Annotated in this window: 28 protein-coding genes; 17 read left to right on the forward strand and 11 right to left on the reverse strand. The window is 60.9% G+C overall.

Annotated elements, in window-relative coordinates; translation table 11 throughout:
* Positions 1-3 precede the first annotated feature (3 nt).
* On the reverse strand, positions 4-1512 hold the full coding sequence (locus PR018_RS09715) for a UdgX family uracil-DNA binding protein (RefSeq protein WP_142829293.1): 1509 nt from the start codon (positions 1510-1512) through the stop codon (positions 4-6).
* A gap of 14 nt (positions 1513-1526) precedes the next feature.
* Complete coding sequence (locus PR018_RS09720) at positions 1527-2759, reverse strand: putative DNA modification/repair radical SAM protein (RefSeq protein ID WP_142823304.1); 1233 nt, start codon at positions 2757-2759, stop codon at positions 1527-1529.
* 248 nt (positions 2760-3007) lie between these two features.
* On the opposite strand from PR018_RS09720, the gene greA reads away from it, so the two are divergent.
* On the forward strand, positions 3008-3484 hold the full coding sequence (gene greA, locus PR018_RS09725; protein WP_142823305.1) for a transcription elongation factor GreA: 477 nt from the start codon (positions 3008-3010) through the stop codon (positions 3482-3484).
* A gap of 17 nt (positions 3485-3501) precedes the next feature.
* A complete protein-coding gene (locus tag PR018_RS09730) occupies positions 3502-4554 on the forward strand; it encodes a glycosyltransferase family 4 protein (protein WP_142823611.1) in 1053 nt (350 codons plus the stop codon).
* Here PR018_RS09730 and PR018_RS09735 read toward each other — a convergent pair.
* Positions 4518-5432, reverse strand: coding sequence for a glycosyl transferase (locus PR018_RS09735; protein WP_142829284.1), 915 nt, complete (start codon positions 5430-5432; stop codon positions 4518-4520). The two genes, PR018_RS09730 and PR018_RS09735, sit on opposite strands and share 37 nt — an antisense overlap.
* Before the next feature lie 2 nt (positions 5433-5434).
* Complete coding sequence (locus PR018_RS09740) at positions 5435-5902, reverse strand: Lrp/AsnC family transcriptional regulator (RefSeq protein WP_111223008.1); 468 nt, start codon at positions 5900-5902, stop codon at positions 5435-5437.
* A gap of 243 nt (positions 5903-6145) precedes the next feature.
* Between PR018_RS09740 and trxB the strand changes: the two genes are divergently transcribed.
* The 5 genes from trxB (at position 6146) to PR018_RS09765 (ending at position 11208) form a co-directional block, all read left to right on the forward strand.
* Positions 6146-7120: a thioredoxin-disulfide reductase gene (gene trxB, locus PR018_RS09745; protein WP_142829282.1), complete on the forward strand. Its 975-nt coding sequence runs from the start codon at positions 6146-6148 to the stop codon at positions 7118-7120.
* 23 nt (positions 7121-7143) lie between these two features.
* Positions 7144-8040: a LysR family transcriptional regulator VtlR gene (locus tag PR018_RS09750; RefSeq protein ID WP_111222730.1), complete on the forward strand. Its 897-nt coding sequence runs from the start codon at positions 7144-7146 to the stop codon at positions 8038-8040.
* Positions 8041-8581: 541 nt separating this feature from the next.
* Positions 8582-8875 carry an ArsR/SmtB family transcription factor gene (locus PR018_RS09755; protein ID WP_142823308.1) on the forward strand — a complete coding sequence of 98 codons (294 nt, stop codon included), beginning with the start codon at positions 8582-8584 and terminating at the stop codon, positions 8873-8875.
* 1 nt (position 8876) lies between these two features.
* Entirely contained in the window at positions 8877-10046 is a 1170-nt protein-coding gene (locus tag PR018_RS09760; RefSeq protein WP_142823309.1) for an MFS transporter, read from the forward strand.
* Between the two features lie 37 nt (positions 10047-10083).
* Positions 10084-11208 (forward strand): alkene reductase, encoded by a 1125-nt coding sequence (locus tag PR018_RS09765; protein ID WP_142823310.1) that lies wholly within the window; start codon positions 10084-10086, stop codon positions 11206-11208.
* 57 nt (positions 11209-11265) lie between these two features.
* Here PR018_RS09765 and PR018_RS09770 read toward each other — a convergent pair whose 3' ends face one another.
* Positions 11266-12231, reverse strand: coding sequence for an SDR family oxidoreductase (locus tag PR018_RS09770; protein WP_244615315.1), 966 nt, complete (start codon positions 12229-12231; stop codon positions 11266-11268).
* A gap of 95 nt (positions 12232-12326) precedes the next feature.
* Here PR018_RS09770 and PR018_RS09775 point away from each other — a divergent pair, with 95 nt between their 5' ends.
* The gene (locus PR018_RS09775) at positions 12327-13244 is read left to right on the forward strand and encodes a LysR family transcriptional regulator (protein WP_202617113.1); all 918 of its coding nucleotides are present in this window, start codon (positions 12327-12329) and stop codon (positions 13242-13244) included.
* A gap of 31 nt (positions 13245-13275) precedes the next feature.
* Here the strand turns inward: PR018_RS09775 and PR018_RS09780 are convergent, their stop codons facing one another.
* Positions 13276-13557: a DUF2188 domain-containing protein gene (locus PR018_RS09780; protein WP_142823313.1), complete on the reverse strand. Its 282-nt coding sequence runs from the start codon at positions 13555-13557 to the stop codon at positions 13276-13278.
* A gap of 304 nt (positions 13558-13861) precedes the next feature.
* Between PR018_RS09780 and PR018_RS09785 the strand changes: the two genes are divergently transcribed.
* Positions 13862-14863, forward strand: coding sequence for a calcium:cation antiporter (locus PR018_RS09785; protein WP_374113747.1), 1002 nt, complete (start codon positions 13862-13864; stop codon positions 14861-14863).
* A 721-nt stretch (positions 14864-15584) separates the two neighbouring features.
* Here PR018_RS09785 and PR018_RS09790 read toward each other — a convergent pair.
* Positions 15585-16787 carry a pyridoxal phosphate-dependent aminotransferase gene (locus PR018_RS09790; protein ID WP_142823315.1) on the reverse strand — a complete coding sequence of 401 codons (1203 nt, stop codon included), beginning with the start codon at positions 16785-16787 and terminating at the stop codon, positions 15585-15587.
* Between the two features lie 232 nt (positions 16788-17019).
* On the opposite strand from PR018_RS09790, the gene PR018_RS09795 reads away from it, so the two are divergent.
* The 4 genes from PR018_RS09795 (at position 17020) to PR018_RS09810 (ending at position 20358) form a co-directional block, all read left to right on the forward strand.
* Positions 17020-18165: a PQQ-dependent sugar dehydrogenase gene (locus PR018_RS09795; protein ID WP_244615313.1), complete on the forward strand. Its 1146-nt coding sequence runs from the start codon at positions 17020-17022 to the stop codon at positions 18163-18165.
* Between the two features lie 117 nt (positions 18166-18282).
* Entirely contained in the window at positions 18283-19173 is an 891-nt protein-coding gene (locus PR018_RS09800) for a DMT family transporter (RefSeq protein ID WP_142823316.1), read from the forward strand.
* Between the two features lie 409 nt (positions 19174-19582).
* Positions 19583-19798: a cold-shock protein gene (locus tag PR018_RS09805; RefSeq protein WP_142823317.1), complete on the forward strand. Its 216-nt coding sequence runs from the start codon at positions 19583-19585 to the stop codon at positions 19796-19798.
* A gap of 137 nt (positions 19799-19935) precedes the next feature.
* Positions 19936-20358, forward strand: a complete 423-nt coding sequence (locus PR018_RS09810) for a BA14K family protein (RefSeq protein WP_142823318.1) — start codon at positions 19936-19938, stop codon at positions 20356-20358.
* Between the two features lie 60 nt (positions 20359-20418).
* On the opposite strand, the gene PR018_RS09815 is transcribed toward PR018_RS09810, so the two are convergent.
* Positions 20419-21063, reverse strand: a complete 645-nt coding sequence (locus PR018_RS09815) for an MBL fold metallo-hydrolase (RefSeq protein WP_161990943.1) — start codon at positions 21061-21063, stop codon at positions 20419-20421.
* 228 nt (positions 21064-21291) lie between these two features.
* Here PR018_RS09815 and PR018_RS09820 point away from each other — a divergent pair, with 228 nt between their 5' ends.
* Genes PR018_RS09820 through PR018_RS09835 form a run of 4 tightly spaced genes read left to right on the forward strand, consistent with a single transcriptional unit; the run spans position 21292 to position 24493 of the window.
* Positions 21292-21786, forward strand: a complete 495-nt coding sequence (locus PR018_RS09820) for a MarR family winged helix-turn-helix transcriptional regulator (protein ID WP_111222719.1) — start codon at positions 21292-21294, stop codon at positions 21784-21786.
* Entirely contained in the window at positions 21787-22488 is a 702-nt protein-coding gene (locus tag PR018_RS09825; RefSeq protein WP_142823319.1) for a response regulator, read from the forward strand.
* Between the two features lie 34 nt (positions 22489-22522).
* Complete coding sequence (locus PR018_RS09830; RefSeq protein WP_142823320.1) at positions 22523-23902, forward strand: ATP-binding protein; 1380 nt, start codon at positions 22523-22525, stop codon at positions 23900-23902.
* A 9-nt stretch (positions 23903-23911) separates the two neighbouring features.
* Positions 23912-24493 (forward strand): DUF1349 domain-containing protein, encoded by a 582-nt coding sequence (locus PR018_RS09835; protein WP_142823321.1) that lies wholly within the window; start codon positions 23912-23914, stop codon positions 24491-24493.
* Between the two features lie 13 nt (positions 24494-24506).
* On the opposite strand, the gene PR018_RS09840 is transcribed toward PR018_RS09835, so the two are convergent.
* Genes PR018_RS09840 through PR018_RS09850 form a run of 3 tightly spaced genes read right to left on the reverse strand, consistent with a single transcriptional unit; the run spans position 24507 to position 26200 of the window.
* On the reverse strand, positions 24507-24848 hold the full coding sequence (locus PR018_RS09840; protein WP_142823322.1) for a tRNA-binding protein: 342 nt from the start codon (positions 24846-24848) through the stop codon (positions 24507-24509).
* Positions 24849-24864: 16 nt separating this feature from the next.
* The gene (gene proC, locus PR018_RS09845; RefSeq protein ID WP_142823323.1) at positions 24865-25698 is read right to left on the reverse strand and encodes a pyrroline-5-carboxylate reductase; all 834 of its coding nucleotides are present in this window, start codon (positions 25696-25698) and stop codon (positions 24865-24867) included.
* A 1-nt stretch (position 25699) separates the two neighbouring features.
* Positions 25700-26200 carry a type III secretion system chaperone family protein gene (locus PR018_RS09850; RefSeq protein WP_111222713.1) on the reverse strand — a complete coding sequence of 167 codons (501 nt, stop codon included), beginning with the start codon at positions 26198-26200 and terminating at the stop codon, positions 25700-25702.
* Positions 26201-26569: the final 369 nt, after the last annotated feature.

Here is a 26569-nt window from a genome sequence, read left to right on the forward strand (position 1 = left end):
AACTCAAGATGCGCCCTCCGCCTGCCCTACGAGACGGCTTATGGAACGAATTTCCGCTTGAAACCGCGCCAGTTCCTCGGCCTTGCGCCCCGCGTCGGGAATGCGCAGCAGATAGGACGGATGGACGGTGACAAACAGGTTGCTGCCATCTGCCAGCGGAACCGGACGGCCCCTCATATCCTCGAGCCTCTCCCGGCTGTCGGTTAGTGCGAACAGCGCCGTAGCGCCGAGTGCCACGGTCAGTTTCGGGCGGATCAGGGCCCGTTCTCCATCCAGCCACCAGCGGCAGTGGCGGACCTCGCCCATCGTCGGCTTCTGGTGGATGCGCCGCTTGCCCCGCAGTTCGTATTTGAAATGCTTGACGGCATTGGTCACGTAGAGCGTCGTCCGGTCTATGCCGGCATCGTCGATCGCCTGATTGAAGACCTTGCCGGCCGGACCAACGAACGGGCGGCCTGCAAGATCCTCGTGATCGCCCGGCTGCTCGCCAACCACCATCACCGATGCGTCGACAGGCCCCTCACCGAACACCGTTTGCGTGGCGTGGCAGTGCAACTCGCAGCGGGTGCATTGGCGGGCCGCCTCCCGCAGCCCTTCCATGCTGCCCGCTTGCGCCGCCGATACGGGCATTTGCTCGGCAGCTGCGGCCGCCTGCAGCCTCTGGTGAAACGGCAGCGGCTCGGTTGCCGCGCGCCTTGCCATCGCCAGCACGCTGGCCTCGGCGCCGGCGATAAGACCGGGAATGAGATCGGCCTCCGGCAGGTTTTTCCAATATTTTTTCGGCATCTCGGCCTGCATGGCCTTCACCTTCAATCGTGCAGGATTGAAAATATTGCTGAAATAGGTGCGCCACAGCGTGTCCGCCTCGTCTGTCAGCGATGGTTTCTCAACCGGCAGATCGGAGATCGTCAATTGGGTGCCGTCCCAGGCGGCCGAGCCGCGCGGCGTGGCGATCAGCCAGTCCATGTCGTTGAACCGGCGCTGGAAGAACGGTGCGCTGCGGGCGACGATATGGTGATCCGGTTCGAACCAGGCAACGAAGCGCCGCCGCGGCAATGCCAGCGCGCTATCCACCTCCTTGAAGCGCACAAAGGCGGTCATCTTGTGACAGTCCCGACGGACAGACTTCTGCAGCATCAGCGCCCGGTGAACATCGACATCCGCGACCATGCCGAGCAGATGGCGGTCGCTGCAAAGACGAAACAGGATGCGGTAAAGCAGCGCAAAACGACCGGGATCGGAATGACAGATCACGGCCTCCGCCAGGCTGATGAAGGCCGGAGGCACGGAAACGGGTGATGAGCCTGCAGGCCTGACGCCCGCCTCGCAACCTGATGGACGCTCCGTCGGCTCCAGCAACAGGCGCTCGCCAGCAGTGCCAAACAGGTCTCCGCCCAACGTGGCCTCGTGCCAGTCGATGGCCTCAGGCAACACACCTTCCGCAAGCAGCCGCCGCGCCACGTCGCGCCATTCGGCCAAGTCACCCCTACCCTTCAGCGTTACGCGACGCATCGCTGCCGAACCCATCAGAGCAGCGTCAACTGTACCGGCTTGGGCGCGAACATCGCACGAAGATCCTGCCGGTCGGCCAGCTTTCGCGGGCTCCAGCCCTCGGCAACGATGAAGGCCTGCACCTTCTTCACGGACACTCCGAGGCGCGCGAGGTCCTCGATCCGAAGCCGGCAAAAACGACGGGCCGACAGAATGGCCTTGACCGTCTTCGTGCCGAGCCCCGGCACGCGCAGCAGCGTCTCGCGCTCAGCGGAGTTAATGTCGACCGGGAATGCGTTTCGGTTGCCAAGCGCCCAGGCCAGTTTCGGATCGAGATCGAGATCCAGCATGCCGCCCGCCTGTTGGCCAGTAATCTCGGCGATCCCAAAGCCGTAAAATCGATACAGCCAGTCCGCCTGGTAAAGGCGATGCTCGCGCATCAGCGGCGGCTTGATCAGCGGCAGGTTCTTTGACGAATCAGGGATCGGGCTGAATGCCGAATAGTAGACCCGCCTCATCCCGTAGCTGCCGTAAAGCCGTGCGCTGGTCCCGAGAATGGTTGCATCGTTCGCATCGTCGGCGCCGACTATCATCTGGGTGCTCTGGCCGGCCGGTGCGAAGCGCTTGCGCTTTTTGCTCTGCAACGTCGGATCGCTGGCCTCCTCGATCTTTAGCCGCAGCGCACCCATCGCCTGGCGGATGCCGGCTGGCTTCTTTTCCGGCGCCAGACGGGTGATACCGACATCGGTCGGAAGCTCGATGTTGAGAGACAGGCGGTCGGCATAAAGCCCCGCCTCCTCGATCAGCTTCGGCGACGCCTCCGGAATGGATTTCAGATGGATGTAGCCCCGGAAATTATGCGTAGTCCGCAGCTCACGTGCGATCCGGACCATCTCTTCCATCGTGTGGTCGGAGGAGCGGATGATGCCGGAGGACAGGAACAGGCCCTCGATGTAATTGCGCCGGTAGAATTCCATCGTCAGCCAGACGACCTCCTCGACCGTAAACCGGGCTCTCTCGACGTTGCTTGAAGATCGGTTGACGCAATAGGCGCAGTCATAGATGCAAAAGTTGGTCATCAGGATTTTCAGAAGCGAAATGCATCTTCCGTCCGGCGCATAGGAATGGCAGATGCCGGAGCCTTCCGTTGACCCCAATCCGCCGGACTTCGCCGAACTGCGCGTCGAGGTACCGCTGGAGGCACAGGACGCATCATACTTGGCGGCATCGGAAAGAATGGCTAGACGATCGTTCAGCGACTTTTTCATATCATGTTCACTATATGTTCTATCGCTAATCGTCAAGACGGACCGCTTCGGAATGTCGGTAAAATAAGCAGGCTAACGAAAAGAACCACATGCACTTGCACCGTTGCGGTGCGAATTCTCTGGAAATTGGCGGTCGTATTCTGTTATAAGTGCCCCATATAGCGGCTATTGCACGGTTCCGAAGTTTTCCTTCGGGACCTGTTTTCTTTTGTGTCGGCAGCTACGACATAGGACTGAAGGACAGAGACATGGTTGACAAGGTACCGATGACGCAGAGCGGCTTCGCCAATTTGCAGGAAGAACTGCGCTGGCGCCAGCAGCAGGAACGGCCGCGGATCATCGAGGCAATTTCCGAGGCTCGCGCCCACGGCGATCTGTCGGAAAATGCGGAGTATCATGCTGCCAAGGAAGCCCAGAGCCACAACGAAGGTCGCATCGGCGAAGTCGAGGATCTTGTGGCCCGTGCCGAAGTCATCGACCTGTCGAAAATGTCCGGCACCACAGTCAAGTTTGGCGCCCGCGTCAAACTGGTTGATGAGGACACCGAGGAACAGAAGACCTACCAGATCGTCGGCGACCAGGAAGCCGACGTAAAGGCCGGCCGCATCTCCATATCTTCGCCTATCGCACGTGCGCTGATCGGCAAGGAAGTCGGCGATTCCATCGAGGTCAATGCCCCCGGCGGTTCCAAGGCCTACGAAATCCTCTCCATCACCTGGGGCTGAGCCCGGTGGCAGCGGACCTGCGCGAGACCGAGATCGTCGCGCCGAATTTCAAGCGGCGATTGTCGGGGGTCACCTCGACCATCGTGCAGCTCGTTCCCAAGCAGGTCGCGCTCGGCACCCGCATCGTAACGCTCGGCCCAGGCTTGCCGCCGCACCTGCCGAAACTCGGCTGGAGCCAGGTTCCGGGCCTCTGGGTCCGGCCACGCCGCTACGAGGTTCGCGTCTGGCATGCCCGCCGCAACAATGAAATGCTGTTTGGCCTCCTGTTGCGGGCTGTGTTGCGCATGCCGATCAAGCTGCTGTTCACATCGGCAGCGCAACGGCGCCATTCGGCTTACACGCGTTTTCTGATTCGCCGCATGCACGCCGTCATCGCCACCAGCACCCGTTCCGGCAGCTTCCTGCAGGTGCCCCACACTGTCATCCAGCACGGTGTCGATCTAAACCTGTTCCATCCGCCGGAAGGGCCGGCCGACCGCATGGCCGCGACGGACCTCCCCGGCCGATACCTGATCGGCTGCTTCGGCCGCGTGCGTCACCAGAAAGGCACGGATCTTTTCGTTCAGGCAATGATCGAGCTGCTGCCCAACCATCCCGATTGGACGGCGATCGTCTGTGGCCGTGTGACACCGGAGCATAAGGTATTTGCCGACGGTTTGACCAAGGCCGTCGCTGACGCCGGCCTGTCGGATCGCATCCGCTTCATGGGAGAAGTCAACGACATCCGCCCCTGGTATCGCCGCGCAACGCTCTACGTGGCGCCTTCGCGCAATGAGGGTTTCGGCCTGACGCCGCTGGAAGCCATGGCCTCGCAGACGGCGGTCGTCGCCTCCGATGCCGGTGCCTACGCCGAGATGATCGTGCCGGGCGAGACCGGCATGGTCGTTCCGGCCGGCGACGGCCCTGCCCTCACGGCAGCCATCGAAACCTATCTGGCCGATCCCGACGAGGCCCGCCGCCAGGGCCAGAACGCTGTCGTCCATGTTCGCAGCAATTTTGCGCTGGAAAAGGAAGCCACCGCTATCGCCGCCGTCTATGCAGGCCTGCTGGGCGAAAAGCGGTCGTTATAGCCAAAGCCGGCACCGGCCAGTGCCGACACCGGCGAATAATTGACGATCTCGATGCCCCGCTCAGCCGCAACTGACTTGGCAAGCACGAAATGCGCAACGATGCGGGCTTCCGCGTCCGCAATGCCGGATGAAGCGGTTTCGCCGGTGGTCTCGTAGAAGCGCGGCTGATGGGCGTTGGATATGTCGATGCCGAACAGCCCGATTGTCTTCGGTTCACAATAGAGAGCAAACTGCAGGGCAGACACGGCAACCGAGCCACCACGAAACACCCCGCGATCCGGGTCGAACGAAAGGCCGGCATTGACCTCCGCATCCCTGCGAATGAAATCGAAGGCCTGGATCGTATCGTACCGCCGCCGCCTTGCACCGTAGGGTTTACGGATATCATCGATCAGCACGATGGTCCGGTCGCGCAGGAACCCCAGGTCTATCTCGCAAATAGCCCGCAACACCTCGACGGAAAACAGGCATGGCGTATTGTCTTTCACACGCTGCTTCACGAGATCGAAGTGCCGCCAGATGAAACGTTCGTCCTCGACGGCGACGGCCAGCTCGTCTGCGACAGGCTGACCCGACAGGCTGATGGCGCCGTTCAGCAGAATGGCAGTTTGCGGCGGCAGACGGGAAAGATCGTTACCGGCTATCGAGGGGCCGGAGCCGACGATCGCCACCGTGTCGCCGGATCGGCTTCGGAGGACAGAGGCGCTCGACAGCGCTGCGACAGCAGCGCCGCGATAGCGAACCTCACCCGGCGCATCCACGGTTGCCCGCACGACGGACAGTCCCGGAAACGCATCCTGGAAATGCGCGCGCGCGCTGCCGAGCAGCAGGCGCGTGCCCGTCTTGATCAGTGAACGGTGCCAGGGGCGATCGGACATGCCTAGAGTTCCACCAATCCCAGCTTCTTGACCTGGCGGATGGTGAGCATGGTGCGGACCGTGTCCACATGCTCGTTGGCCGTCAAAACCTCGATGACGAAATCCTGGAAAGCGGTCAGGTTCTGGGCGACGCAATGCAGCAGGAAATCGCTGTCTCCGGATACCATCCACGCCTGGCGGACGAGCGGCCATTGCAGCGTGGTGGCGGCAAATGCCTTAAGGTTGGTTTCCGACTGGTGCTTCAGCCCGACCATGCAGAAGGCGACAAGATCAAAGCCGAGCCGCGGGCTGTTGAGCATCGCATGGTAACCCTCGATGATGCCTGCTTCCTCGAGCTTGCGCACCCGCCGGAGGCAAGGCGGCGCCGAAATTCCGACTCGGTCGGCGAGCTCGACATTGGTCATGCGGCCGTCCTGCTGCAGTTCGCGAAGAATTTTTATGTCGATGGCGTCAAGTTCTGCCCGCAGCACGGTCATGCCTTTCTTTAATTCCTCCGTCGCACCTTCTATATAAAGAGCAGAAATTCGCAACAATGTTTCCCGCGCACGCCTGAATCTTGCCCGTTGGCCATTTGCCCTGTTGGTAATGCAAGGCTGCCCTTGAATAAATGCATGCGACAATCATAAATGAGGCAGCGCATGGGAAAGATCGACGGCAATGCCGCTAGCAGGCAGTGCCACCATCCCATCGCTGCCATTGAAAGGACTTCCCTCATGTCTGCCCGCCACACGAAGGTGCTCATCATCGGTTCCGGCCCCGCCGGCTATACGGCTGCAGTCTACGCTGCCCGCGCCATGCTGAAGCCGGTGCTGATCGCCGGCATGGAACAGGGTGGCCAGCTGATGATCACCACCGATGTCGAAAACTATCCGGGCTTTGCCGATCCGATCCAGGGCCCCTGGCTGATGGAGCAGATGCTGCAGCAGGCCAAGCACGTCGGCACCGAGATTGTCAACGATCTCGTCACCGAGGTCGACACATCGCGCCGCCCCTTTGTCCTCAGCACCGATTCCGGCACCGTCTGGACCGCCGATACGCTGATCATCGCCACCGGTGCCAAGGCGAAATGGCTCGGCATAGAGAGCGAGCAGCATTTCCAGGGGTTCGGCGTTTCCGCCTGCGCTACCTGCGACGGCTTCTTCTATCGCAACAAGGACGTCATCGTCGTTGGCGGCGGCAATTCGGCCGTCGAGGAGGCGCTTTATCTTTCGAACATCACCCGCTCGGTAACCGTGGTTCATCGTCGCGATTTCTTCCGCGCCGAAAAAATCCTTCAGGAGCGGCTGTTCGAGAAGCCCAACGTCAAGGTTCTATGGAATTCGGAAATCGCCGAAATCACCGGCACGCCAGCCAAACCGCCAATGCCGCCATCGGTGTCGGGCGTCAGGCTGCGCGACATCAAAGCCGGCACTGTCACCGACATGCCGATCGACGGCGTGTTCGTTGCCATTGGCCATGCGCCGGCGACCGAACTCTTCAAGGGAAAATTGAAGCTCAAGGACAACGGCTATCTCTGGAAGGCCCCTGATTCGACTGCCACCGACGTGGAAGGCATCTATGCCGCCGGCGACGTGACCGACGATACGTTCCGCCAGGCGATAACAGCTGCCGGCATGGGATGCATGGCGGCGCTGGAGGCGGAGCGCTACTTGACCGGGCTTATGCCGGTCGCGATGGCTGCGGAGTGAAGCAGCCAATGAGGGGGAGCGGAATGCCATTGGATTGGGACAAGCTGCGGATTTTTCACGCGGCTGCCGAAGCCGGATCGTTCACCCATGCGGCAGACAAGCTGCATCTGTCCCAATCCGCCATCAGCCGCCAGGTCAGCGCCCTCGAGCAGGATGTCGGCATCAAGCTGTTCCACCGCCATGCCCGTGGCCTCATCCTCACCGAGCAGGGCGAACTGCTGTACCGCACCGCCCATGACGTGCTGCTGAAGCTCGAAACCGTCAAGATGCAGTTGACGGAGACCACCGACAAGCCGAGCGGCAAGCTGCGCGTCACCACGACGGTCGGTCTCGGCCAGGGCTGGCTGACGGACAAGATTCAGGAGTTCCTGCAGCTTTATCCTGACATGCAGATCCAGCTGATCCTCGACAACGAGGAGCTGGACGTCAACATGCGCCACGCCGACTGCGCCATCCGTCTTCGACAGCCGCAGCAATCGGACCTGATCCAGCGCAAGCTGTTCACCGTCCACATGCATGTCTACGCCGCCCCCTCCTACATCAACCGCCACGGCGAGCCGCAGTCCGTCGACGATCTCGACGATCACAGGATCATCTCGTTCGGCGAACCCGCTCCGCAATACCTGCTCGACATCAACTGGCTGGAAGTCGCCGGGCGCTCGTCCGACAACAAGCGATTGTCGCACCTGCAAATCAACAGCCAGACCTCGATCAAGCGCGCCTGCCTGCTCGGTATCGGAATTGCGGTGCTGCCGGACTATATCGTTGGCCGCGACCCTGGTCTGATCCAGCTGTCGCTGAATGCCGACGTGCCATCCTTCGACACCTACTTTGCCTATCCGGACGAAATGAAGAACGCCGCGAAGCTCAAGGTCTTCAGGGACTTCATCGTCGCCAAGGCTCGGAACTGGAACTTCTAGCAAAGGGCAAAATCATTAGCCGCGCTAACGAGCCATGTGCCTGCCACATGGCCGATATGCACAAACAGTCATTGATGCGTGCCCATTTTACGACCATATCGATTACAGCTGATGCATACGGTGGCTTTTCCTCCCAGTTCCACCGCAGAAGCTGTTCCCCTCTGGAGGTTTTTGACCTTCATACCTACAGGGCCCTGGTTTCGATCGGCGGCCCTCTTTTTTTGCCAATTTTCCGGATTTGTCGCTGCGACGCACAAACGCATAGCTGCCGTGCACAAAAAAACATTGCCACCTGCACAAATTGAAGACATATTGCCCACAGCTGATGCACATGGTGGCTTTTACCTCCCAGTTCCACCGCAGAAGCTGTTCCCCTCTGGAGGTTTTTAACCTTCATACCTATAGGGCCCCGGTTTACCGGTGGCCCTCTTTTTTTGCCTATTTTTTAGCCTTTCTCGATCACGCCCATGTGATCGCGCCGTCCTATTGCATCGTGTCCAGCCGATATACATATCGTCTCAACACGATGCAGGTCTGGATCATGGACAGAGATGAAATTCTGAAAGCGCTGGCTCACCCCACCCGGCTGGAAATTCTCAGCTGGCTGAAAGAGCCGGAAAAGCATTTCGCCACGCAGGACCACCCGCTTGAACTCGGGGTCTGCGCCGGACAGTTCGAGCGCTGCGGCCTCTCCCAATCGACAGTCTCGGCCCATCTCGGCACTCTGCACCGCGCCGATCTGGTGACTACCAAGCGGCTTGGCCAATGGGTCTTCTACCGACGTAACGAGGCCATCATCGCCGAGTTCCTCGCGTCGCTTCAAAAGGAACTTTAGAATGCCTTTAGCCCTATTCATCCTCGCGCTGAGCGCTTTTGCGATCGGCACGACGGAGTTCGTGGTGCTTGGCCTCCTGCCCGACGTCGCCGGCGACCTTGCGGTGACCATTCCACAGGCCGGATGGCTGGTGACCGGCTACGCGCTGGCGGTTGCAATCGGCGCACCGATCATGGCCGTCGCCACAGCGCAGCTGCGCCGCCGCTCCGCACTTATCATGCTGATGGGCGTATTCATCCTCGGAAACGTAATGTGTGCGCTTGCTCCCGACTACTGGATCATGATGATCGCCCGCGTCGTGACGGCGCTCTGCCATGGCGCCTTCTTCGGCATAGGTTCGGTTGCCGCGGCAAACCTCGTCGCCAGCGATCGCAAGGCCAGTGCCGTTGCGCTGATGTTTACCGGCCTGACACTTGCCAACGTGCTCGGCGTACCGCTCGGTACAGCCCTCGGCCAGGCCTATGGCTGGCGTGCACCTTTCTGGGCCGTCGCCATTCTCGGCGTCGCATCGATCATCGGCCTGATGCTCGTTTTGCCGAAAACGGAAACCGCCCCAAAGAGCAATATTTTGGGAGAAATCTCTGCGTTGCGCGGCGCCGGCCTCTGGCTATCGTTGCTGATGACGGTGTTCTTCTCGGCGGCAATGTTTGCGCTGTTCACCTATATCGCCCCGATCCTGCGCGATGTCACCGGCGTCTCGCCCCAGGGCGTGACATGGACCCTGTTCCTGATAGGCCTTGGCCTGACGGTCGGTAATCTCGTCGGCGGCAGGCTTGCAGACTGGCGCCTCGGTACCAGCCTTGCTCTTATCTTTGCCGCCATAGCGCTGACATCGGCGATCTTCAGCGTCACCAGCAAAGCGCTTGTTCCAGCCGAGATTACCCTGTTTGTCTGGGCTTTCGTCACATTCGCTGCCGTCTCGGCCCTGCAGATCGGTGTGCTCCGCTACGGCAAGGACGCACCGAACCTTGTCTCGACCATCAACATCGGCGCCTTCAACGTCGGCAATGCACTCGGCGCGTGGGCCGGTGGCGTGGTGATCGCAAACGGCTTTGCGCTAACCCGAGTACCCCTCGCCGCCGCAGCACTGGCCTTGGTCGGCCTCGCCATCGTCGCCCTCACCTTCGCAACCCCACGTGCACGTCGCAACGCCATTGCGGCCGCCGAATAAGTCACTACCTCCCAACCACCAACAACGAGGAAATACCATGACAAAACTGTTCGAACCGACCAAGCTCGGCGATATCTCCATCGCCAACCGCGTCGTCATGGCCCCGCTCACCCGCAACCATTCCCCGGGCGCCGTACCCAACGACCTGAACGTCACCTATTACGTGCAGCGCGCCAGCGCCGGCCTGATCATCACAGAAGCCACTGCCATCACCCAGCAGGGTCAGGGCTACGCCGACGTACCGGGCCTCTACACCAAGGACGCCCTCGATGGCTGGCGCAAGGTCAACGACGCCGTCCACCAGGCAGGCGGCAAGATGGTCGTGCAGCTCTGGCACGTCGGACGCATTTCCCACGACAGCCTGCAGCCAAACGGTGGCAAGCCGGTCTCCTCGACTGCCAAGCAGGCCGACGCCAAGACCTTCATCATCCAGGACGGCAAGGGTGCATTTGTCCCGACGTCCGAGCCACGCGCACTGGAAACCTCCGAGCTCCCCGGCATCGTCGAGGATTACCGCAAGGCCGCACGTGCCGCTATCGATGCCGGCTTCGATGGCGTCGAGATCCATGCCGCCAACGGTTACCTTATCGACCAGTTCCTGCGCTCCGGCGTCAACGACCGCACCGACCAGTATGGCGGCTCGATCGAGAACCGCGCCCGCTTCCTCTTCGAAGTCGTCGAGGCCATCACCAAGGAAATCGGCGCCGGTATCACCGGCATCCGTCTCTCGCCCGTCACCGCCGCCGGCGACAGCAGCGACCCGCACCCGCAGCCGCTCTTTACCTACGTGATCGAGGGACTGGCGAAATACGGCCTGGCTTATATCCACGTCATCGAAGGCCAGACCGGCGGCCCGCGCGACTTCCAGCAGGGCGAGACACCGTTCGATTATCAGGCACTGCACGCCGCCTACAAGGCTGCGGGCGGCAAGGCTGCCTGGATGGTCAACAACGGCTACGACCGCGAAATGGCGATCGAAGCTGTCGACAGCGGCAAGGCCGATATCGTTGCCTTCGGCCGTCCCTTCATCTCCAACCCCGACCTCGTTGCACGGTTGAAGCTGAATGCCGAGCTGACGCCGATGGATCCCGCCAAGCTCTACGGAGCCGTCAACGGCGCTGAAGGGTATACGGACTACCCGACGCTCGACAGCGCCGCCTGATCGCAAACCATATCCAAGGAAAATCCCGCCACGATGGCGGGATTTTTTGCGAACGGCTCAAAGACTGCCTATCGATTCCAGCGTCGCACGAACCGCGACATCGATGGGTGTCTGCGGCTCCTCGCCGATCGCAGCCACGAGCCGGTTGTTCGGCATCTGCAACGGTTCCGACCAGAGATAGCGCATCTCGCGCAACTCGCGCATGAAGCCGACGAACGGCGCTGCCAAGGGAAGCAACCACCAGGGGAAACTTCCCCGCTTCAAGGGCCGACCTGCGACTCGCTCGATTGATGCCACCATCTGTCTCCCGTCGGCATCCCAGAAACCCCGCATATGGTAGACGGCAAAGACCGGCAGGCTGTCGCCTTGCTCGAGAAGCCGGATCATCGTCTCCGCAACATCCGGCACATAGGCCCATTGATGGCCGATGCCCGGCTTGCCGGGATAGGTAACCGAGGCGACCGGCTTGCCTGATTTGACCAACCCTTGCGAAAACCAGCTGCTATCCGCGTGCGGCCCGAAATAGTCGCCCGCCCTGACGATGATGACAGGCACGCCCTGCCCCGCCGCCACCTGCAGGCGCCGTTCCATCTCGACGCGGATCGCGCCCTTTACGCTTGTCGGATGCTGGGGGCTTTCCTCGGTGATTTCCGGAAAGGTATCGGGACCGAAATTGTAGATCGTACCGGGCAACACGATCCGGGCACCAACGGCCTTTGCGGCTGCGACCGTATTATCGATCATCGGCAGGACCAGCTTGCCCCAGTTGACATAACCGGGGGGATTGACCGCATGGACGATGACACTGACGCCTTGCGCTGCCCGAAGCACATCGGCGGCATTCATCGCATCGCCTTTCACCCAGAGAAAGTCCGGCAAGCGGGAGGCGGCCTTTTCCGGGTCACGGTTCATTGCCACGACCTGCCAACCCCGTGCGGAAAGCCCGCGCGCTACGGCACCGCCGATACCACCCGTTGCGCCGAGTACCATTGCCGTTTTCTTCATGTCTATCTGATTTTGCATCGTCGTCTCCATTGGTTCGATGAAGAGACAATGCGCCCAAAGGCCACATAAACGAAATTGCCGAAATATGTGGACATGCTATACGAATATGCATGATTAGGAACGAACCCAGCTGGGACCTCTACCGCAGCTTCCTCGCCGTGCTCCAGCATGGATCGCTGTCGGCGGCAGCGCGCGAGCTCGGACTGACGCAGCCGACCATCGGACGTCACATTGACACGCTGGAACAAACGATCGGTGCCGAGTTGTTCACCCGCTCGCAGCTTGGCCTGCTGCCAACGGATGCCGCCGCCGACTTGAGACCCTATGCCGAGGCGCTACAATCGACTGCAGCCGCCTTGCTGCGAAGCGCATCCGCACGGCGCGACCGCGTATCGGGCACGGTCCGCATCAGCGCCAGCGAAGTCATCGGCGTCGAAGTGCTGCCGCCGATCCTTGCCGACCTGCAGGAGGCACATCCCGACCTGACGATAGAGCTGTCGGCCTCCGACACGGTGGAGGACCTGCTGCACCGACAGGCCGACATCGCCGTGCGGATGGCCGAGCCGTCGCAGGCGGCCCTCGTCGTCCGGCGCATCGGCGATATTCCGATAGCGTTCTTCGCCCATCGCCAATACCTCGAACGCCATGGGGTACCCACCACTCTCGAGGAGTTGGCCGGACACAGGCTGATCGGCTTCGACCGCCAGAGCGCCTATATCCGCTCAATGATACGCCGCTACCCTATTCTCGATCCCCAGCGTTTCTCGTTTAAAGCCGACAGTACGCTGGCGCAGATTGCCGCCATCCGGGCCGGCGTCGGCATCGGCCTCTGCCAGTCTCCGCTTGGAAATGCCAATCCGGACCTCGTTCGCCTGCTGCCGGAGGTAAGCCTGCCGCTTGGAACCTGGGTCGCCATGCATGAAAACCTGAAGGGATCGCCGCGATGCCGCGTCACCTTCGATGCGCTCGTGGCGGGATTGCTGGCCTATGGCGGGGAGAAACGGGTGGATGACGCCAGAAGAGTGACTTGAAGCCCGCCACCGCGGCAGGCCGTCATTTCGCTCAAGCGTCGGGCGATGCGCCCTCGCCGCTTTTTGTCCAGCTGCTATCGACGACCTCGGTTTCCGGCCTGTCGCCGCCGTCGGTATATTCCTCGTGCCACTTGCCCTTGTCATCCTGATAGCTGATCTCGGCCGGCTCGCCGCCGACCTGCTGTTCCGCCGCCACGATGCGCGCCGCCTGCAGCGCATCGGAGTGTGTCGGAAACGTCTCCGAGTAGACGTCCAGAAACTTGTAGGCCCAGCCGCCATCATGGGGAACGACTTCGTAGGTGACCTTGACCATATCCCTGTCTCCCGTTTCCTGCCCAAACCGTCCGTCTTCCCGATAAATCGAGCAGGCAGACAAGGCCCTCCCAAGCCTGTCAGCACTATCCCACCAAATGCCCTCAACTTCAACTTGAGCGGCGACCGACGCTTGATGTAGCGCCTCATTGCTTTAGATAGGACGAAACATTGAAGGGGCCGGGGGCCCAACAAAGGGGCCGGGGCCGTTGACGATATCGACTATTCTGAAGGAAGAGCGGCTGTTGCTGGTCGCCGTCGCCGTGGCTGTCGCCGCGTATTTCCTCGAGCATGCCGTGCTCGAGATGGGCCAGATGGCAGCTGTGATTAGCGCGGTCGTTTTGATCGCTACCATCGTCATCGCCTCGATGCGCGTCGCCCACCATGCCGAAGTCCTGGCGACAAAGGTCGGCGATCCCTACGGCACGATGATCCTGACACTGGCCGCCGTTGCCGTCGAAGTCATCATCCTCGCCATCCTGATGACCGGCGAAAGCTCGCCTACGCTGGTGCGCGACACGATCTATTCCGCAGTCATGCTCGACATCAACGGCATTCTCGGGCTGGCCGCCCTGCTGGGCGGGCTGAAGCATGGCGAGCAGTCGTACAATGACGATTCCGGCAAGACCTACGGTGTGATGATCCTCACGGCCATCGGCATATCGATGATCGTCCCGGAATTCGTGCCGCACGACAAATGGCACTATTATTCCGCCTTCACGATCTTTGCGATGATAGCACTCTACGCCCTCTTCCTGCGCATGCAGGTCGGCCAGCACAGCTATTTCTTCAGCTACAGCTATCCGCGCGCCGAAAAGAAGCGCAGCACGCACGAGGCCGAGGAGACGGAAGATTCGACCACCGCGTCGATCGTCACCATCCTCGTCGGTGTCGTCATCATCGGCGTGCTCGCAGAGTTCATGTCGGCCTTCATGAGCGTCGGGTTGAAGGATACCGGTGCGCCACCAGCCGTCGCCGCTGTCGTCGTCGCGGCAATCTCCGCCGCCCCCGAAATTCTCACGGCCCTCCGAGCAGCTTTGCGAAACCGCATGCAGGCGACCGTCAACATCGCCATGGGCGCCTCTCTGTCGACAGTCATTCTCACAGTGCCCGTCATGGAAGGCATCGCCCTCTACACCGGCCAGCCCTTCGTCATGGCGATGTCGCCGGTGCAAACCGTGATGGTCGTCATCACCCTCGTCGCCGCCGCTATCAATCTCAACGACGGCGAGACAAACGCCATCGAAGGCATGACCCATTTCATCCTCTTCGCCACCTTCGTGATGCTTACGGGATTAGGGCTTTGACTGCGATATCAAGGCGATAGGTGCGCGGGCGGAATCACGCCGGCAGCGAGTTCATGCGGGATGGCAGGTTGGACACCCGGCTTGCATTTGGATCCCCGGATCAAGCCCGAGGATGACGACGCGGCGGGGATGGCGGCGCTGTTGGCTTCGGTAGTGTGGTGCGCAGTTCGCGTGGGACTTGCCAGGCGAATGAACGTCCGTAAATCGCCGCCTCGCCCGATGACTATTTTTGCCAAGCCAAGACCACCGAACTTCGTCATCCTCGGGCTCGACCCGAGGATCCACGCCCAAGCGCTGCGGGATATCAATACGCTCTGTCGTCAATTCGACGCATAGACACGCATCGGCCATCGTTGCGGACGGTTTGTCGAGATCGGACACCCGTTGCGCGCAATGTGCGGCGGCCATCGAGTCAGCGTATTTGGCGTTCCACAGAAGCCGACCAACGGGCTTGCGTATGGATCCTCGGGTCAAGCCCGAGGATGACGATGCCGAGGGGGTGGCAGCGCTGCTGTTGGCTTCGGTGGTGTGGTGCGCAGTTCGCGTGAAGGACTCGCCAGACGGAAAAACGTCCGTAACTCGCCGCCTCGCCCCGACGTCTCATTCTGCCAAGCCAAGACCACCAAACTTCGTCATCCTCGGGCTCGACCCGAGAAAGCGCATTTATACCAAAAAGGCCGCCATCGCTGACGGGCCTTCAAAATCTCGAGAGATCTGAAGCTTACTTGCAGGCGCCGCAGAAGCGCTGGATACGGCGGCAGGCTTCTTCGAGCAGATCTTCGGACGTCGCGTAGGAGATGCGGAAGTTCGGGCCGAGACCGAAGGCCGAACCGTGAACGACGGCAACGCCTTCGGACTCCAGCAACTCCGTGACGAAATCCTCGTCGTTGGTAATGACCTTGCCCGATGGCGCGGTCTTGCCGATCAGGCCGGCGCAGGACGGATAGACGTAGAATGCGCCTTCCGGAACCGGGCAGGAAATGCCCTTCGCCTGGTTGAGCATGCCGACGACCAGATCACGGCGGCCCTCGAAGATCTTCTTGTTTGCGGCAATGAAATCCTGCGGACCGTTGAGCGCCTCGACAGCCGCCCACTGGGCAATCGACGAAGCACCGGATGTCTGCTGGCCCTGGATCATGTCCATGGCCTTGATAAGCGACAGCGGGCCGGCAGCGTAGCCGATACGCCAGCCGGTCATCGCATAGGCCTTGGAGACACCGTTCATCGTCAGCGTCCGCTCATAGAGCGAAGGCTCGACCTCCACCGGAGTGACGAATTTGAAATCGCCGAAAGTCAGGTGCTCGTACATGTCGTCGGTGAGGACCCAGACATGCGGATGCCGGACCAGCACGTCCGTCAGCGCCTTCAACTCGGCGTGGCTGTAGGCCGCGCCTGTCGGGTTGGACGGCGAGTTGAACAGGAACCACTTCGTCTTCGGCGTGATCGCCTTTTCGAGATCGGCCGCCGTCAGCTTGAAATTGTTTTCCTGGGTCGCCGCCACGAAGACGGGCGTACCGCCGCACAGTGCCACCATCTCCGGGTAGGATACCCAGTAAGGTGCCGGGATGATGACTTCATCGCCCGCGTTCATCGTTGCCATGAAAGCATTGAAAAGAATCTGCTTTCCACCGGTGCCGACGATTGTCTGCTCCCAGCTGTAGTCGAGGCCGTTCTCGCGCTTGAACTTCGCCGCAATAGCCTTGCGCAGTTCAGGGATGCCGGAGACAGGCGTGTACTTCGTCTCGCCGCGATTGATCGCGTCGATGGCAGCCTGCTTGATGTTGTCCGGCGTGTCGAAGTCCGGCTCGCCGGCGCCAAGCCCGATCACATCGCGTCCCTTGGCTTTCAGCTCGCGCGCTTTCTGGGAAACGGCGATGGTGGCGGAAGGCTTCACACGGGAAAGAGCGTCGGCAAGAAAGGCCATGATGATCGGTCCTATTCGGTTGAGACAACAGAAACGCTGTGGGACCAGTTTTCTGCGGTAAGGTCTATGTCGAATGTACAGCCGCGTTTCAAGCAGAAAGGCGTCACCGGGACGTTATTTGTGTAACTCGCGCGCGCGGCCTATCACACGATGGCGTGAGACGCGACGGCAATGGCTTGAACCTGCCCTCTCCGCCCCCAGATCTCTCTGCTATCGATCCCGGGAGAAACAGATGACCCTTTCCACCAGAATGCGCGTCGCGATGCTATCTGCAGCTCTGCTGTCGGCCGGACCTCTGGCGGCGGCCGACGACATGGAGGTCATCAAGACGGACAAGGTCCGCGTCCAGGTCGAAACGATTGCCAGCGGACTGGACCACCCCTGGGCAGTCGAAGTTCTCCCCGACGGCGCCTATATCGTGACCGAAAGGCCGGGCGCGCTCAGGATCGTCCGCAACGGCACGATCGAGGCACCGATCTCCGGCCTGCCGAAGATCGCGGCAACCGGTCAGGGCGGGCTGCTCGACATCGCCCTCGATCCGCAATTTGCCACCAGCCGCACCCTGTATTTTACCGCCACCATTGCCGGCCCCGGAGGAACAGGCACCGCTGTTTACAGCGCACGTCTCTCCCCGGACGAAAAGCAGCTGACGGACGTCAAGCGCCTGTTCCTGATGAACCGCCTCAGTGGCGGCGGGCTGCAATTCGGCGCTCGCATCGCCATAGCGGCCGATGGCAGCCTGTTCGTCGGCCTTGGCGACCGTGGCGAGATGGATCGCGCGCAGGATTTCGAGGATGACGCCGGCTCCATTATCCACATCAATACCGACGGCAGCATACCGGCCGACAATCCGTTCAGGAAAAATCCAAAGGCACTGCCGGAAATCTGGTCCAAGGGTCATCGCAACCCGGAAGGCCTCACCTTCGACAGCGCCGACGGAACGCTGTACAGCGTGGAGCACGGCGCAAAGGGCGGCGATGAGATCAACCACCCCGAGGCCGGCAAGAATTACGGCTGGCCTGTCATCACCTACGGCCGTGACTACTCCGGCGAAAAGATCGGCGTCGGCACCGAAAAGGAGGGCATGGAGCAGCCACTGTTTTACTGGGATCCCTCGATCGCGCCTGGCGGACTTGCCGTTTATCGCGGCAAGATGTTCCCCGAATGGAACGGCGACTTCCTGGTGGCCGCGCTGAAATTCAAGCTGCTTTCGCGGCTGGAAAAGGATGCCTCCGGAAAAATAGTCGAGCGCGAAAGGATGTTCACCGGCGCGTTCGGACGGCTGCGGGATGTCATCGTTGCCCCCGACGGCGCATTGCTTCTTACAACCGACGCAACCGACGGCGCGCTCATCCGGATTTCCCGCGCCGTCGATTGAGCCCTGCAGCCGCACAACCTGACCTTGCCTGCCTGAAAAGCAGCTGCTAACAAGCCGCACTCCATCAGGGTGCACTCGCGCCTAGTCTGCCCTCCCCATAAGTTCCAGTTGCATGACATGACGCGCGTTCAGGCGAATCTTCTTCTATTGCTCGCAGCCGCGATCTGGGGCGGCGGATTCGTCGCCCAGTCGACGGCGATGCAGGCCATCGGGCCGCTCTGGTTCATCGGCCTGCGCTTTGCCGTGGCCGCAGTCGTCATCCTTCCGTTCGCCTGGTTCGAAAACCGCCGCGCCGCCACGCCCGTCAGCCCGAAACACTGGCGCGCCTTTATCCTGATCGGTCTTGCGCTGTTCGGAGGTGCTGCCACGCAGCAGATCGGGCTCCTGACCACCAGCGTCACCAATTCGAGCTTTATCACCGGCCTCTATGTTGTCTTCGTGCCATTGATCGCCGTCGGCATTCTCCGGCGTCCGCCACACTGGATCGTCTGGCCGGGCGCCCTGATGGCGCTGCTGGGCATTTTCCTGTTGTCCGGCGGCGCGCTGTCGCGGCTGACGGTCGGCGATATGCTGACGGTCGTCTGCGCCATCTTCTGGGCCATCCAGATCACTCTCGCCGGCACCGCCGTGACCGAGAGCGGCCGCCCGCTGATGCTGTCCGCCGTACAATTCGCCGTCAGCGCCGTGGCCGGGCTTGTTATCGCTGCGGCGCTGGAGCCGATCAGCTTCGACATCATACGCGCCTCGCTCGGTGAAATCCTCTATGTCGGCGTTTTTTCGTCGGGGCTCGCCTTCGCGCTGCAGGTCATCGGCCAGCGCTATACGACGTCGTCGCAGGCAGCGATCTTCCTATCGTCGGAAGCGCTGTTCGGCGCCTCGCTTGGGGCGCTTCTCCTGGGGGAAACCATCTCGCCGATCGGCTATGTTGGCTGCGCCCTGATGTTTGCCGCCATGCTCGTCGTCGAGATCGTCCCCGAGGTCCTCCGGCGACGGGATCGAACCGGCTGAATTCGCGAAAAAATTTGCGCACGAAATCCGTTGTCGACGATGGAAAAAAGCTACGCGTAGCCTGGCTGGTGAAAAATTGCCGCCGACGGCAGCACACTCCGCGCAAGTCATGGGATCGAGGCGCTTCCGACGCTTTAAAGTTTCCCTTGCCAAAGGCGAACAAAGACAGCACACTTGACCCGTTCAGGCGTTTTACGAGCTTGGAAAGTCCTAAAAAGAATTGCGCACCGGGAACGCAAATATTCCGGTCCGCCTCGTCCAAGAGCGATGTTTACAGGTCGTCTTTGGGCAAGGCTCGAGAGACGGGACAATTCCTTAAAATTCGAGAACCGCCTGAAAACTCCCGCAAGGGGTTGAGACACTGGTGCTGTCCGCGGGCATGGCGGGCAGCGAGAGAGGGACATAAGGCATGGCCGAGACTGGCATCGTGAAATTTTTCAACATCGACAAGGGCTTCGGCTTCATCAAGCCTGACAACGGTGGCGCGGATATCTTCGTGCATATCTCTGCCGTACAGGCCTCCGGCCTGGATGGACTGACTGAAAACCAGAAAGTCAGCTTCGACACGGAGCCGGATCGTCGTGGCAAGGGGCCGAAGGCCGTCAACCTGCATGTTTCCGCGTAAACCGGGTCTCTGCCTTTACACGAAACTCAGGCAGAGAGAGCCATCAATATTCAGTCTGGGTTCACCTTGCTGCCGCTAGATTGGCACAATCGAAGCATACGAAACAATTGTTCAAGTTTCTCTGCAAGGACAGGACCATGAAGACTCTCGGAAAGACCATTATCTTGTCGGCCGCTGCTGTCGCATTGACGGTGGCGTCCTTGACACCGGCTGCTGCCGACGATCGCTGGCATCATCACGGCAACGGCTGGGGCTTCGGCGCTGCTGGCCTCGCCACCGGCCTGATTGTCGGCTCGGCTATCGCCAGCCAGCCACGCTATGTCGAACCCGGCTACTACTATGACGACGGCTACGCGCCGCCGCCCCCGCCGCGCTACTATTACCCGCGTCGCGCTTACTACGCACCGCCACCCCCGCCGCCGGCCTACTACGCTGGCGGCCTGCGTCCGTGGTCGCCTCAGTGGTCGCGGTATTGCTATGACCGGTATGCCACTTTCGACGGCCGGACCGGCACCTATGTCGGCTACGACGGCGCACGTCACTTCTGCACCGCCGGCTGAGCGATCATCCGCCATCATACAAAAGCGTCGCCCTCCGGCGGCGCTTTTTTTATGCCGAGGTCACAGACCTCGCAGGTAGGGATTGCTGCGGCGCTTCTCGCCGATCTGCCCGCCCGGCCCATGGCCGCAGATGAAGCCGACGGCATCGCCAAGCGGCAGCACCTTGTCGCGAATGGAGTCCAGCAGCTGCTGGTGATTGCCGCCCGGGAGATCCGTACGCCCGATCGAGCCGTGAAACAGCACGTCGCCGACAAGGGCGAAATTCTGCACCTTGTTGAAATAGATGACGTGGCCAGGCGAATGGCCGGGCGTGTGGAACACCTGGAACTCGTGCTCGCCGAAGGAGACGATATCGCCGTCCTTGAGGAAGCGGTCCGGAATGACGTTCTGGACACCCTCGATGTTGAAGGCCCGACCGCGAGCCTCAATCTGCCCGAGCAATGGCAGATCGTCCTCGTGGGGTCCGATAATCTCCAGCCCCAGCGCCTCCTTGACCTCCTTGGCACCGCCTGCGTGGTCGATATGGCCGTGGGTCAGCCAGATCTCCTTCAGCGTGATGCCGTTTTCCTTGACGGTCTGCAGGATCACGTCGACATCGCCGCCGGGATCGACCAGTACCCCCTCCTTGGTGTCGGGATCGAACAGGATGGTGCAGTTCTGCTGGAAGGGAGTTACCGGAATGATGCCGGCCTGGAGCATGCCCATGGACGCCTCGCGCGTTGAGTGACGATAAGGATCGATATAACGTCAAATGCCGGTCGGGGCAGCCCAGAGACGATAGAAAAGAATGCTCTGTCCTATCCTCTCCTCCGCCGACAGGTGAGCAGCCAGGCTAAAACCCTGCAAACACTGGATGACGTTCATTCCGTGAACGACACCGCCGCCGCTCTGCGCTAGGTTATCCCTGTCCCAAAAGAGGAAGGATGTGCCAAGGTGCCACGCCAGACGAACGAGAACGAGAAATCGGACCTGCTGTCGACGCCGCTTCAGGATACCGGGGGCATCGATTTCGAGATCATTGAGCTTCTCTTCTTCGCCTATCGCGATTTCGTCTCGGATCCGGACGCAATTCTGGCCATCGGCGGCTTTGGCCGGGCTCATCACCGCGTGGTGCATTTTGTTAACCGTGAACCGGGCATGACCGTTGCGGACCTTCTGGAAACTCTCAAGATCACCAAGCAGAGTCTGGCGCGGGTGCTCAAACAGTTGATTGATTCGGGTTATATTCATCAGGTTGCCGGCGACGAAGACCGGCGACAGCGCAGGCTCTATCCAACCAGAACAGGGCGCGACCTCGCGCTGGCGCTGGCCGAGCCGCAATCGCGCCGTATTGAAAAGGCATTCGAAGGAAGTTCGGCTCCGGCGCGAGACAGCGTCAAGGCCTTCCTGCGGGGGATGCAGGATCGACAGAAAAACGAGACGGATTGAATGACGACAAAAATGCCCATTTCGGACGATGCCCCGCACCTTCTGGTGGTGGACGACGACACCCGTATCCGGGTCCTTCTCAACCGCTACCTGATGGAGAAAGGCTTTCGCGTGACTGTTGCCGCCGAAGGCGCAGAGGCCCGGCGCAAGCTCGAAGGTCTGGATTTCGACCTGATCATCATGGACGTCATGATGCCCGGCGAATCCGGCATATCGCTCACCGCAGCCCTGCGGGAGATCAAGAACATCCCGATCATCATGCTGACGGCTCTCGCCGAATCCGATTCCCGCATTGCCGGCCTGGAGGCAGGAGCCGACGACTATCTCTCCAAGCCCTTCGATCCGCGCGAACTGGTGCTTCGCATCACCAACATCTTGAAACGAAACTCGCCGGCCGATGCACCGAAGATCGAACAGGTGATGTTCGGCCCCTATACCTTCTCGCTGTCGCGCAAGGAATTGAAGCGCGCCTCCGAGGTCATACGGTTAACCGACCGCGAGCAGGACATCATGCTGCTGTTTGCAAGGAAAGCCGGCGAAACCATTCCGCGCCATGAATTGATCGGCGATGATGCCGATGTCGGCGAGCGCACCATCGACGTCCAGATCAACAGGCTGCGCCGCAAGATCGAGGACGATCCTGCAAACCCCGTCTGGCTTCAGACGGTGCGCGGTATAGGCTACCGTCTCAGCATCGACTAGACTGAAGCGGACAGAGCCGGCAGGACCCGTAACGATGGCAGCATTCGACACGATCAGGCGCAACCACGAGCACGTGCCGACGTCGCGCATCAAGTCGGCAAACCGCTGGCTGCGTCGCCGCCTGCCGACCGGTCTCTATACGCGCTCGCTGCTGATCATCATCATCCCGATGATCCTGCTGCAGGCCGTCGTCGCCGCCGTGTTCATGGAGCGCTACTGGCAGATGGTGACCCAGCGGTTGTCGATGGCGACGACCCGCGATATCGCCAGCATTATCGACATCATCCAAACCTATCCCCAGGATGCCGACTACACCGAAGTCACCCGTATCGCTCGCGACAAACTCGGGCTCAGCATATCGATCGAGGCTAACAGCGAACTGCCGAGGCCGCTTTCCAAACCGTTCTTCTCCATCCTCGACGATATCCTCAGCGAGGAAATCCATGAGCAGATCAACCTGCCCTTCTGGATCGATACGGTCGGTGATTCCGGCGTCGTCGAAATCCGCATAAAGCTGAAGGACAAGGTCCTGCGGGTCTTTGCCCGCCGCAGCCAGACCTATGCCTCTAACACCCAGATCTTCATTTTCTGGATGGTCGGCACCTCGTTGGTGCTCATCATTATCGCGGTTCTGTTCCTGCGCGGCCAGATCAGGCCGATCGAAGCGCTGGCCAGGGCCGCCGAGAGCTTCGGCAAGGGCCAGAAGATGGAAACCTTCCTGCCACGCGGCGCCGACGAAGTCCGCCGCGCCGGCCTCGCCTTCATCCTCATGCGCGAGCGCATCGAGCGCCAGATCGAGCAGCGCACGGCGATGCTGAGCGGCGTCAGCCATGACCTGCGCACTGTCCTCACGCGGTTCAAGCTGCAACTGGCGCTGGCCGGCGACAATCCTGACCTCGCGGGCCTCAACGAGGACGTCGAGGACATGCAGAGCATGCTTGAGGGCTACATGGCCTTTGCTCGTGGCGAAGCGGAGGAGGACGTCGGAAGCCTGAAGCTGACCGATCTTTTCGACAGGCTGGAGGTCGATTTCAGCCTGCATGGCAAGTCGTTCGCCTATGAACTCGAAGGCGACAACGTCGTCTCCGTCCGCCCCAACGCCTTCAACCGGCTGGTCACCAACCTTGCCTCGAATGCACGGCGCTACGCCAATACCCTGCGTATCGAGGCCAAGCACAGCGCCCGCTGGCTGACGGTCGTTTTCGATGACGACGGCCCCGGCATTCCGGCCGCCAACCGCGAGGACGTCTTCAAGCCGTTCTTCAGGCTCGACGCCGCACGCAATCTGGACAATTCCGGCACGGGCCTCGGTCTGTCGATCGCACTCGACATCGCCCGCAGCCATGGTGGCAACATCACGCTCGGTGACAGTCCTCTTGGTGGCCTGAGAGCCACCGTCCGTATTCCTGCCTGAGGAGGCCCTATGACGTTCGATCTTTCGGCAATGACCTGGCTGAATGAACCGCCTTTATCGGAGTTGCGCGACGGACGACTGTTCGTCCGGTCCGGCGAAAAAACCGACTTCTGGCAGGGTACCTATTACGGCTTCCACCGGGACGACGGCCACTTCCTGCACCAGCCACGCCACGGCGATTTCACGGCCAGCGTCAGCTTTTCGGGCCATTACGAACATCTCTATGACCAGGCGGGCCTGATGATCCGCCACGACGCGACGCACTGGGTCAAATGCGGCATCGAATTTACAGATGGCGCCAAGCATTTCAGCGTCGTCGTCACCAACGGGCATTCCGACTGGTCGGCCTTCAGGCTCGATCACGACTTCGATGCCTTGTCGGTGCGTGTGACCCGCAACGGCGACGCGCTGTTCATCCAGTACCGCACGGACGCAATGACCGACTGGCGCATGGCAAGGCTCGCCTATTTCAACCCGGCGATCACGGAGTTGATGGTCGGCCCGGCCTTCTGCTCACCGCAGCGCGCCGGCTTCGAAGCGGAGTTTTTCGATTTCAGCGTTACCGACCCAGTGTCGCGGGATATCCACTGAGCGGCAATGCCGTTCACATCATCCGGCGCCCGTTCGGCGCGCCACGCTCGACAGCGGCAAGCACGATGGCGCCTGCCTCGTCCTCGAAACCGAGGGTGAGCACTTCCGAGCGGAACGGCCCGATCTGGCGTGGCGGGAAATTGACGACGCCGAGCACTTGGCGACCGATCAACGTTTCAATTGTGTAGTGGACGGTGATCTGTGCCGAGGATTTCTTGATGCCGATCTCCGGGCCGAAATCGATTTTCAGCTTGAAGGCCGGCTTGCGTGCCTGCGGAAAATCCTCCGCCTCGACGATCGTGCCGACGCGGATGTCTACCTTCTCGAAATCGCCATAGGTGATCTCTTCGGTCATGGGGAGCTCCGTTGTGTCAGCCAGCCAGTTCCTGCGCACGCAGACGGGCAGCAGCGATCGCCTCGTCGAACAACGGCTGCATGCCGTCCTCTGCCATCAGCACGGCGAGAGCCGCTGCGGTGGTGCCGCCCGGCGAAGTGACGTTCTGGCGCAGCCTCGACGCATCGTCGGGGAGCTGGTGAAGAAGTTCGCCAGCTCCCGCGACGGTTTCCCGTGCAAGACGCATGGCGAGGTCCGCCTGCAGGCCAAGCTTGCGACCTGCCTCCGCCATGCATTCCACGAGATAGAAGACATAGGCCGGTCCGCTTCCGGAAACAGCCGTGACGGCATCGATATCTGCTTCCTCGGGCACCCATTCGACGGGGCCGGAAACTTTCAGGAGATTCTGGACGATCTGGCGACGGCGCTCGTCTGTCGCCTCGTTGGCATAGGCGCCGGTGACGCCACGACCGACCATGGCCGGCGTGTTCGGCATGGCGCGGACCATGGCTGCCTTGCCGAGATGGGTCTCGAGGAAAGCCAGCGTCTTGCCGGCCGCAACGGATACGATGACTGTCTCAGTGCCCACGGCATGGCGCAGCGACGGCAGCACCGCTTCCATCACCTGCGGCTTCAGCGCCAGAAAAAGAACGCCGGCCTCTATACCCTCGGGCAAACTGGTGACATGACGGGCGCCGGCTTCCGCAATCATCGTCAGCATCGGGGCTGCCGGACCCGGATCGACGACGATCACCGAAGAACCGGCAACACCGCTCTTCAGCCAGCCAGTCAGCAGCGCGCCGCCCATATTACCAGCACCGACCAGAACGATCGGCCCCGAAGAAGGGACGGAAGCGGCGGCAGGCGTCATATCAGCACTCACCAACGGTTTCGAACAGGACAGCTTCCATCGCGCTCTTGGCCTCCATGCCGGACCAGACGACAAACTGGAAGGCCTGATAATACGCTTCGCAGGTTTCAAGACCGTTGGAAAGCAGCACTTCAACCTGACGGTTGGTCGGCTCGGCGCCACCGGCGAGCAGCAGCGACTGGCGGAAAATCACCACGTCTTCCTGGCGCCACAGGTCGAAATGACCCATCATCACCTGGCCGTTGATGCAGGAGAGCAGACGGATGACTTCGTTGACGCGGGTTTCTGCGACCTTGATGTCGAACGCGCAGGCAATGTGCAGGGCCTCGCACTCTTCCATCCATGAAAACGACACGTGATAATCGGCCCAGTGGCCGGCTACGGTCATGGCGATCTCGTCTTCGCCCGACCTCTCGAAGGACCAGTCGTTATTGGCAGCGACGAACTCGATCATATCGACCGGGTTGGACTGGCGCTCAAGTTCAATTTCCATCAGGCTCATACAGCACCTTTTCAACCGGAGTGAATGCAGCTGCTTGTGCTTCAACACACTACCCTGCAGACAGTAACTCCGGCACAACCACTGGGATGATGTTGAACGGGGCCAGTATATCGTGACCACCATGCCCGGAGCTTACCAAGGCCGTTCCGAATCATCATTTAAAATCAGTGTATAGGCGCTGTAGGCCGGCGCCATCCCCTCAAATTACAAATCCCCGATCCGCCTGTGGAAAGGTGTTGCGAGATCGATTCAGAAGCGAGTCATAAATGACTCTGGCGATTGAGTTTTTTGTACATGTCCACAGGTCTTAAAAAATTCGTTCAAATGATAACAAAACGGGCATGGTGGAGATCCACCATGCCCGTCGGA

The organism is Rhizobium rhododendri, from assembly GCF_007000325.2.
In the GTDB taxonomy this organism is placed as follows: domain Bacteria; phylum Pseudomonadota; class Alphaproteobacteria; order Rhizobiales; family Rhizobiaceae; genus Rhizobium; species Rhizobium rhododendri.

Bases quoted from the DNA above. Each gene is read 5' to 3' on its own strand.
- PR018_RS09715 (WP_142829293.1), bottom strand. From the start codon at position 1,512: ATGCGTCGCGTAACGCTGAAGGGTAGGGGTGACTTGGCCGAATGGCGC.
- PR018_RS09720 (WP_142823304.1), bottom strand. From the start codon at position 2,759: ATGAAAAAGTCGCTGAACGATCGTCTAGCCATTCTTTCCGATGCCGCC.
- greA (WP_142823305.1), top strand. From the start codon at position 3,008: ATGGTTGACAAGGTACCGATGACGCAGAGCGGCTTCGCCAATTTGCAG.
- PR018_RS09735 (WP_142829284.1), bottom strand. From the start codon at position 5,432: ATGTCCGATCGCCCCTGGCACCGTTCACTGATCAAGACGGGCACGCGC.
- trxB (WP_142829282.1), top strand. From the start codon at position 6,146: ATGTCTGCCCGCCACACGAAGGTGCTCATCATCGGTTCCGGCCCCGCC.
- PR018_RS09750 (WP_111222730.1), top strand. From the start codon at position 7,144: ATGCCATTGGATTGGGACAAGCTGCGGATTTTTCACGCGGCTGCCGAA.
- PR018_RS09755 (WP_142823308.1), top strand. From the start codon at position 8,582: ATGGACAGAGATGAAATTCTGAAAGCGCTGGCTCACCCCACCCGGCTG.
- PR018_RS09760 (WP_142823309.1), top strand. From the start codon at position 8,877: ATGCCTTTAGCCCTATTCATCCTCGCGCTGAGCGCTTTTGCGATCGGC.
- PR018_RS09765 (WP_142823310.1), top strand. From the start codon at position 10,084: ATGACAAAACTGTTCGAACCGACCAAGCTCGGCGATATCTCCATCGCC.
- PR018_RS09770 (WP_244615315.1), bottom strand. From the start codon at position 12,231: ATGCAAAATCAGATAGACATGAAGAAAACGGCAATGGTACTCGGCGCA.
- PR018_RS09780 (WP_142823313.1), bottom strand. From the start codon at position 13,557: ATGGTCAAGGTCACCTACGAAGTCGTTCCCCATGATGGCGGCTGGGCC.
- PR018_RS09785 (WP_374113747.1), top strand. From the start codon at position 13,862: ATGGGCCAGATGGCAGCTGTGATTAGCGCGGTCGTTTTGATCGCTACC.
- PR018_RS09790 (WP_142823315.1), bottom strand. From the start codon at position 16,787: ATGGCCTTTCTTGCCGACGCTCTTTCCCGTGTGAAGCCTTCCGCCACC.
- PR018_RS09795 (WP_244615313.1), top strand. From the start codon at position 17,020: ATGACCCTTTCCACCAGAATGCGCGTCGCGATGCTATCTGCAGCTCTG.
- PR018_RS09800 (WP_142823316.1), top strand. From the start codon at position 18,283: ATGACGCGCGTTCAGGCGAATCTTCTTCTATTGCTCGCAGCCGCGATC.
- PR018_RS09805 (WP_142823317.1), top strand. From the start codon at position 19,583: ATGGCCGAGACTGGCATCGTGAAATTTTTCAACATCGACAAGGGCTTC.
- PR018_RS09810 (WP_142823318.1), top strand. From the start codon at position 19,936: ATGAAGACTCTCGGAAAGACCATTATCTTGTCGGCCGCTGCTGTCGCA.
- PR018_RS09815 (WP_161990943.1), bottom strand. From the start codon at position 21,063: ATGGGCATGCTCCAGGCCGGCATCATTCCGGTAACTCCCTTCCAGCAG.
- PR018_RS09825 (WP_142823319.1), top strand. From the start codon at position 21,787: ATGACGACAAAAATGCCCATTTCGGACGATGCCCCGCACCTTCTGGTG.
- PR018_RS09830 (WP_142823320.1), top strand. From the start codon at position 22,523: ATGGCAGCATTCGACACGATCAGGCGCAACCACGAGCACGTGCCGACG.
- PR018_RS09835 (WP_142823321.1), top strand. From the start codon at position 23,912: ATGACGTTCGATCTTTCGGCAATGACCTGGCTGAATGAACCGCCTTTA.
- PR018_RS09840 (WP_142823322.1), bottom strand. From the start codon at position 24,848: ATGACCGAAGAGATCACCTATGGCGATTTCGAGAAGGTAGACATCCGC.
- proC (WP_142823323.1), bottom strand. From the start codon at position 25,698: ATGACGCCTGCCGCCGCTTCCGTCCCTTCTTCGGGGCCGATCGTTCTG.
- PR018_RS09850 (WP_111222713.1), bottom strand. From the start codon at position 26,200: ATGAGCCTGATGGAAATTGAACTTGAGCGCCAGTCCAACCCGGTCGAT.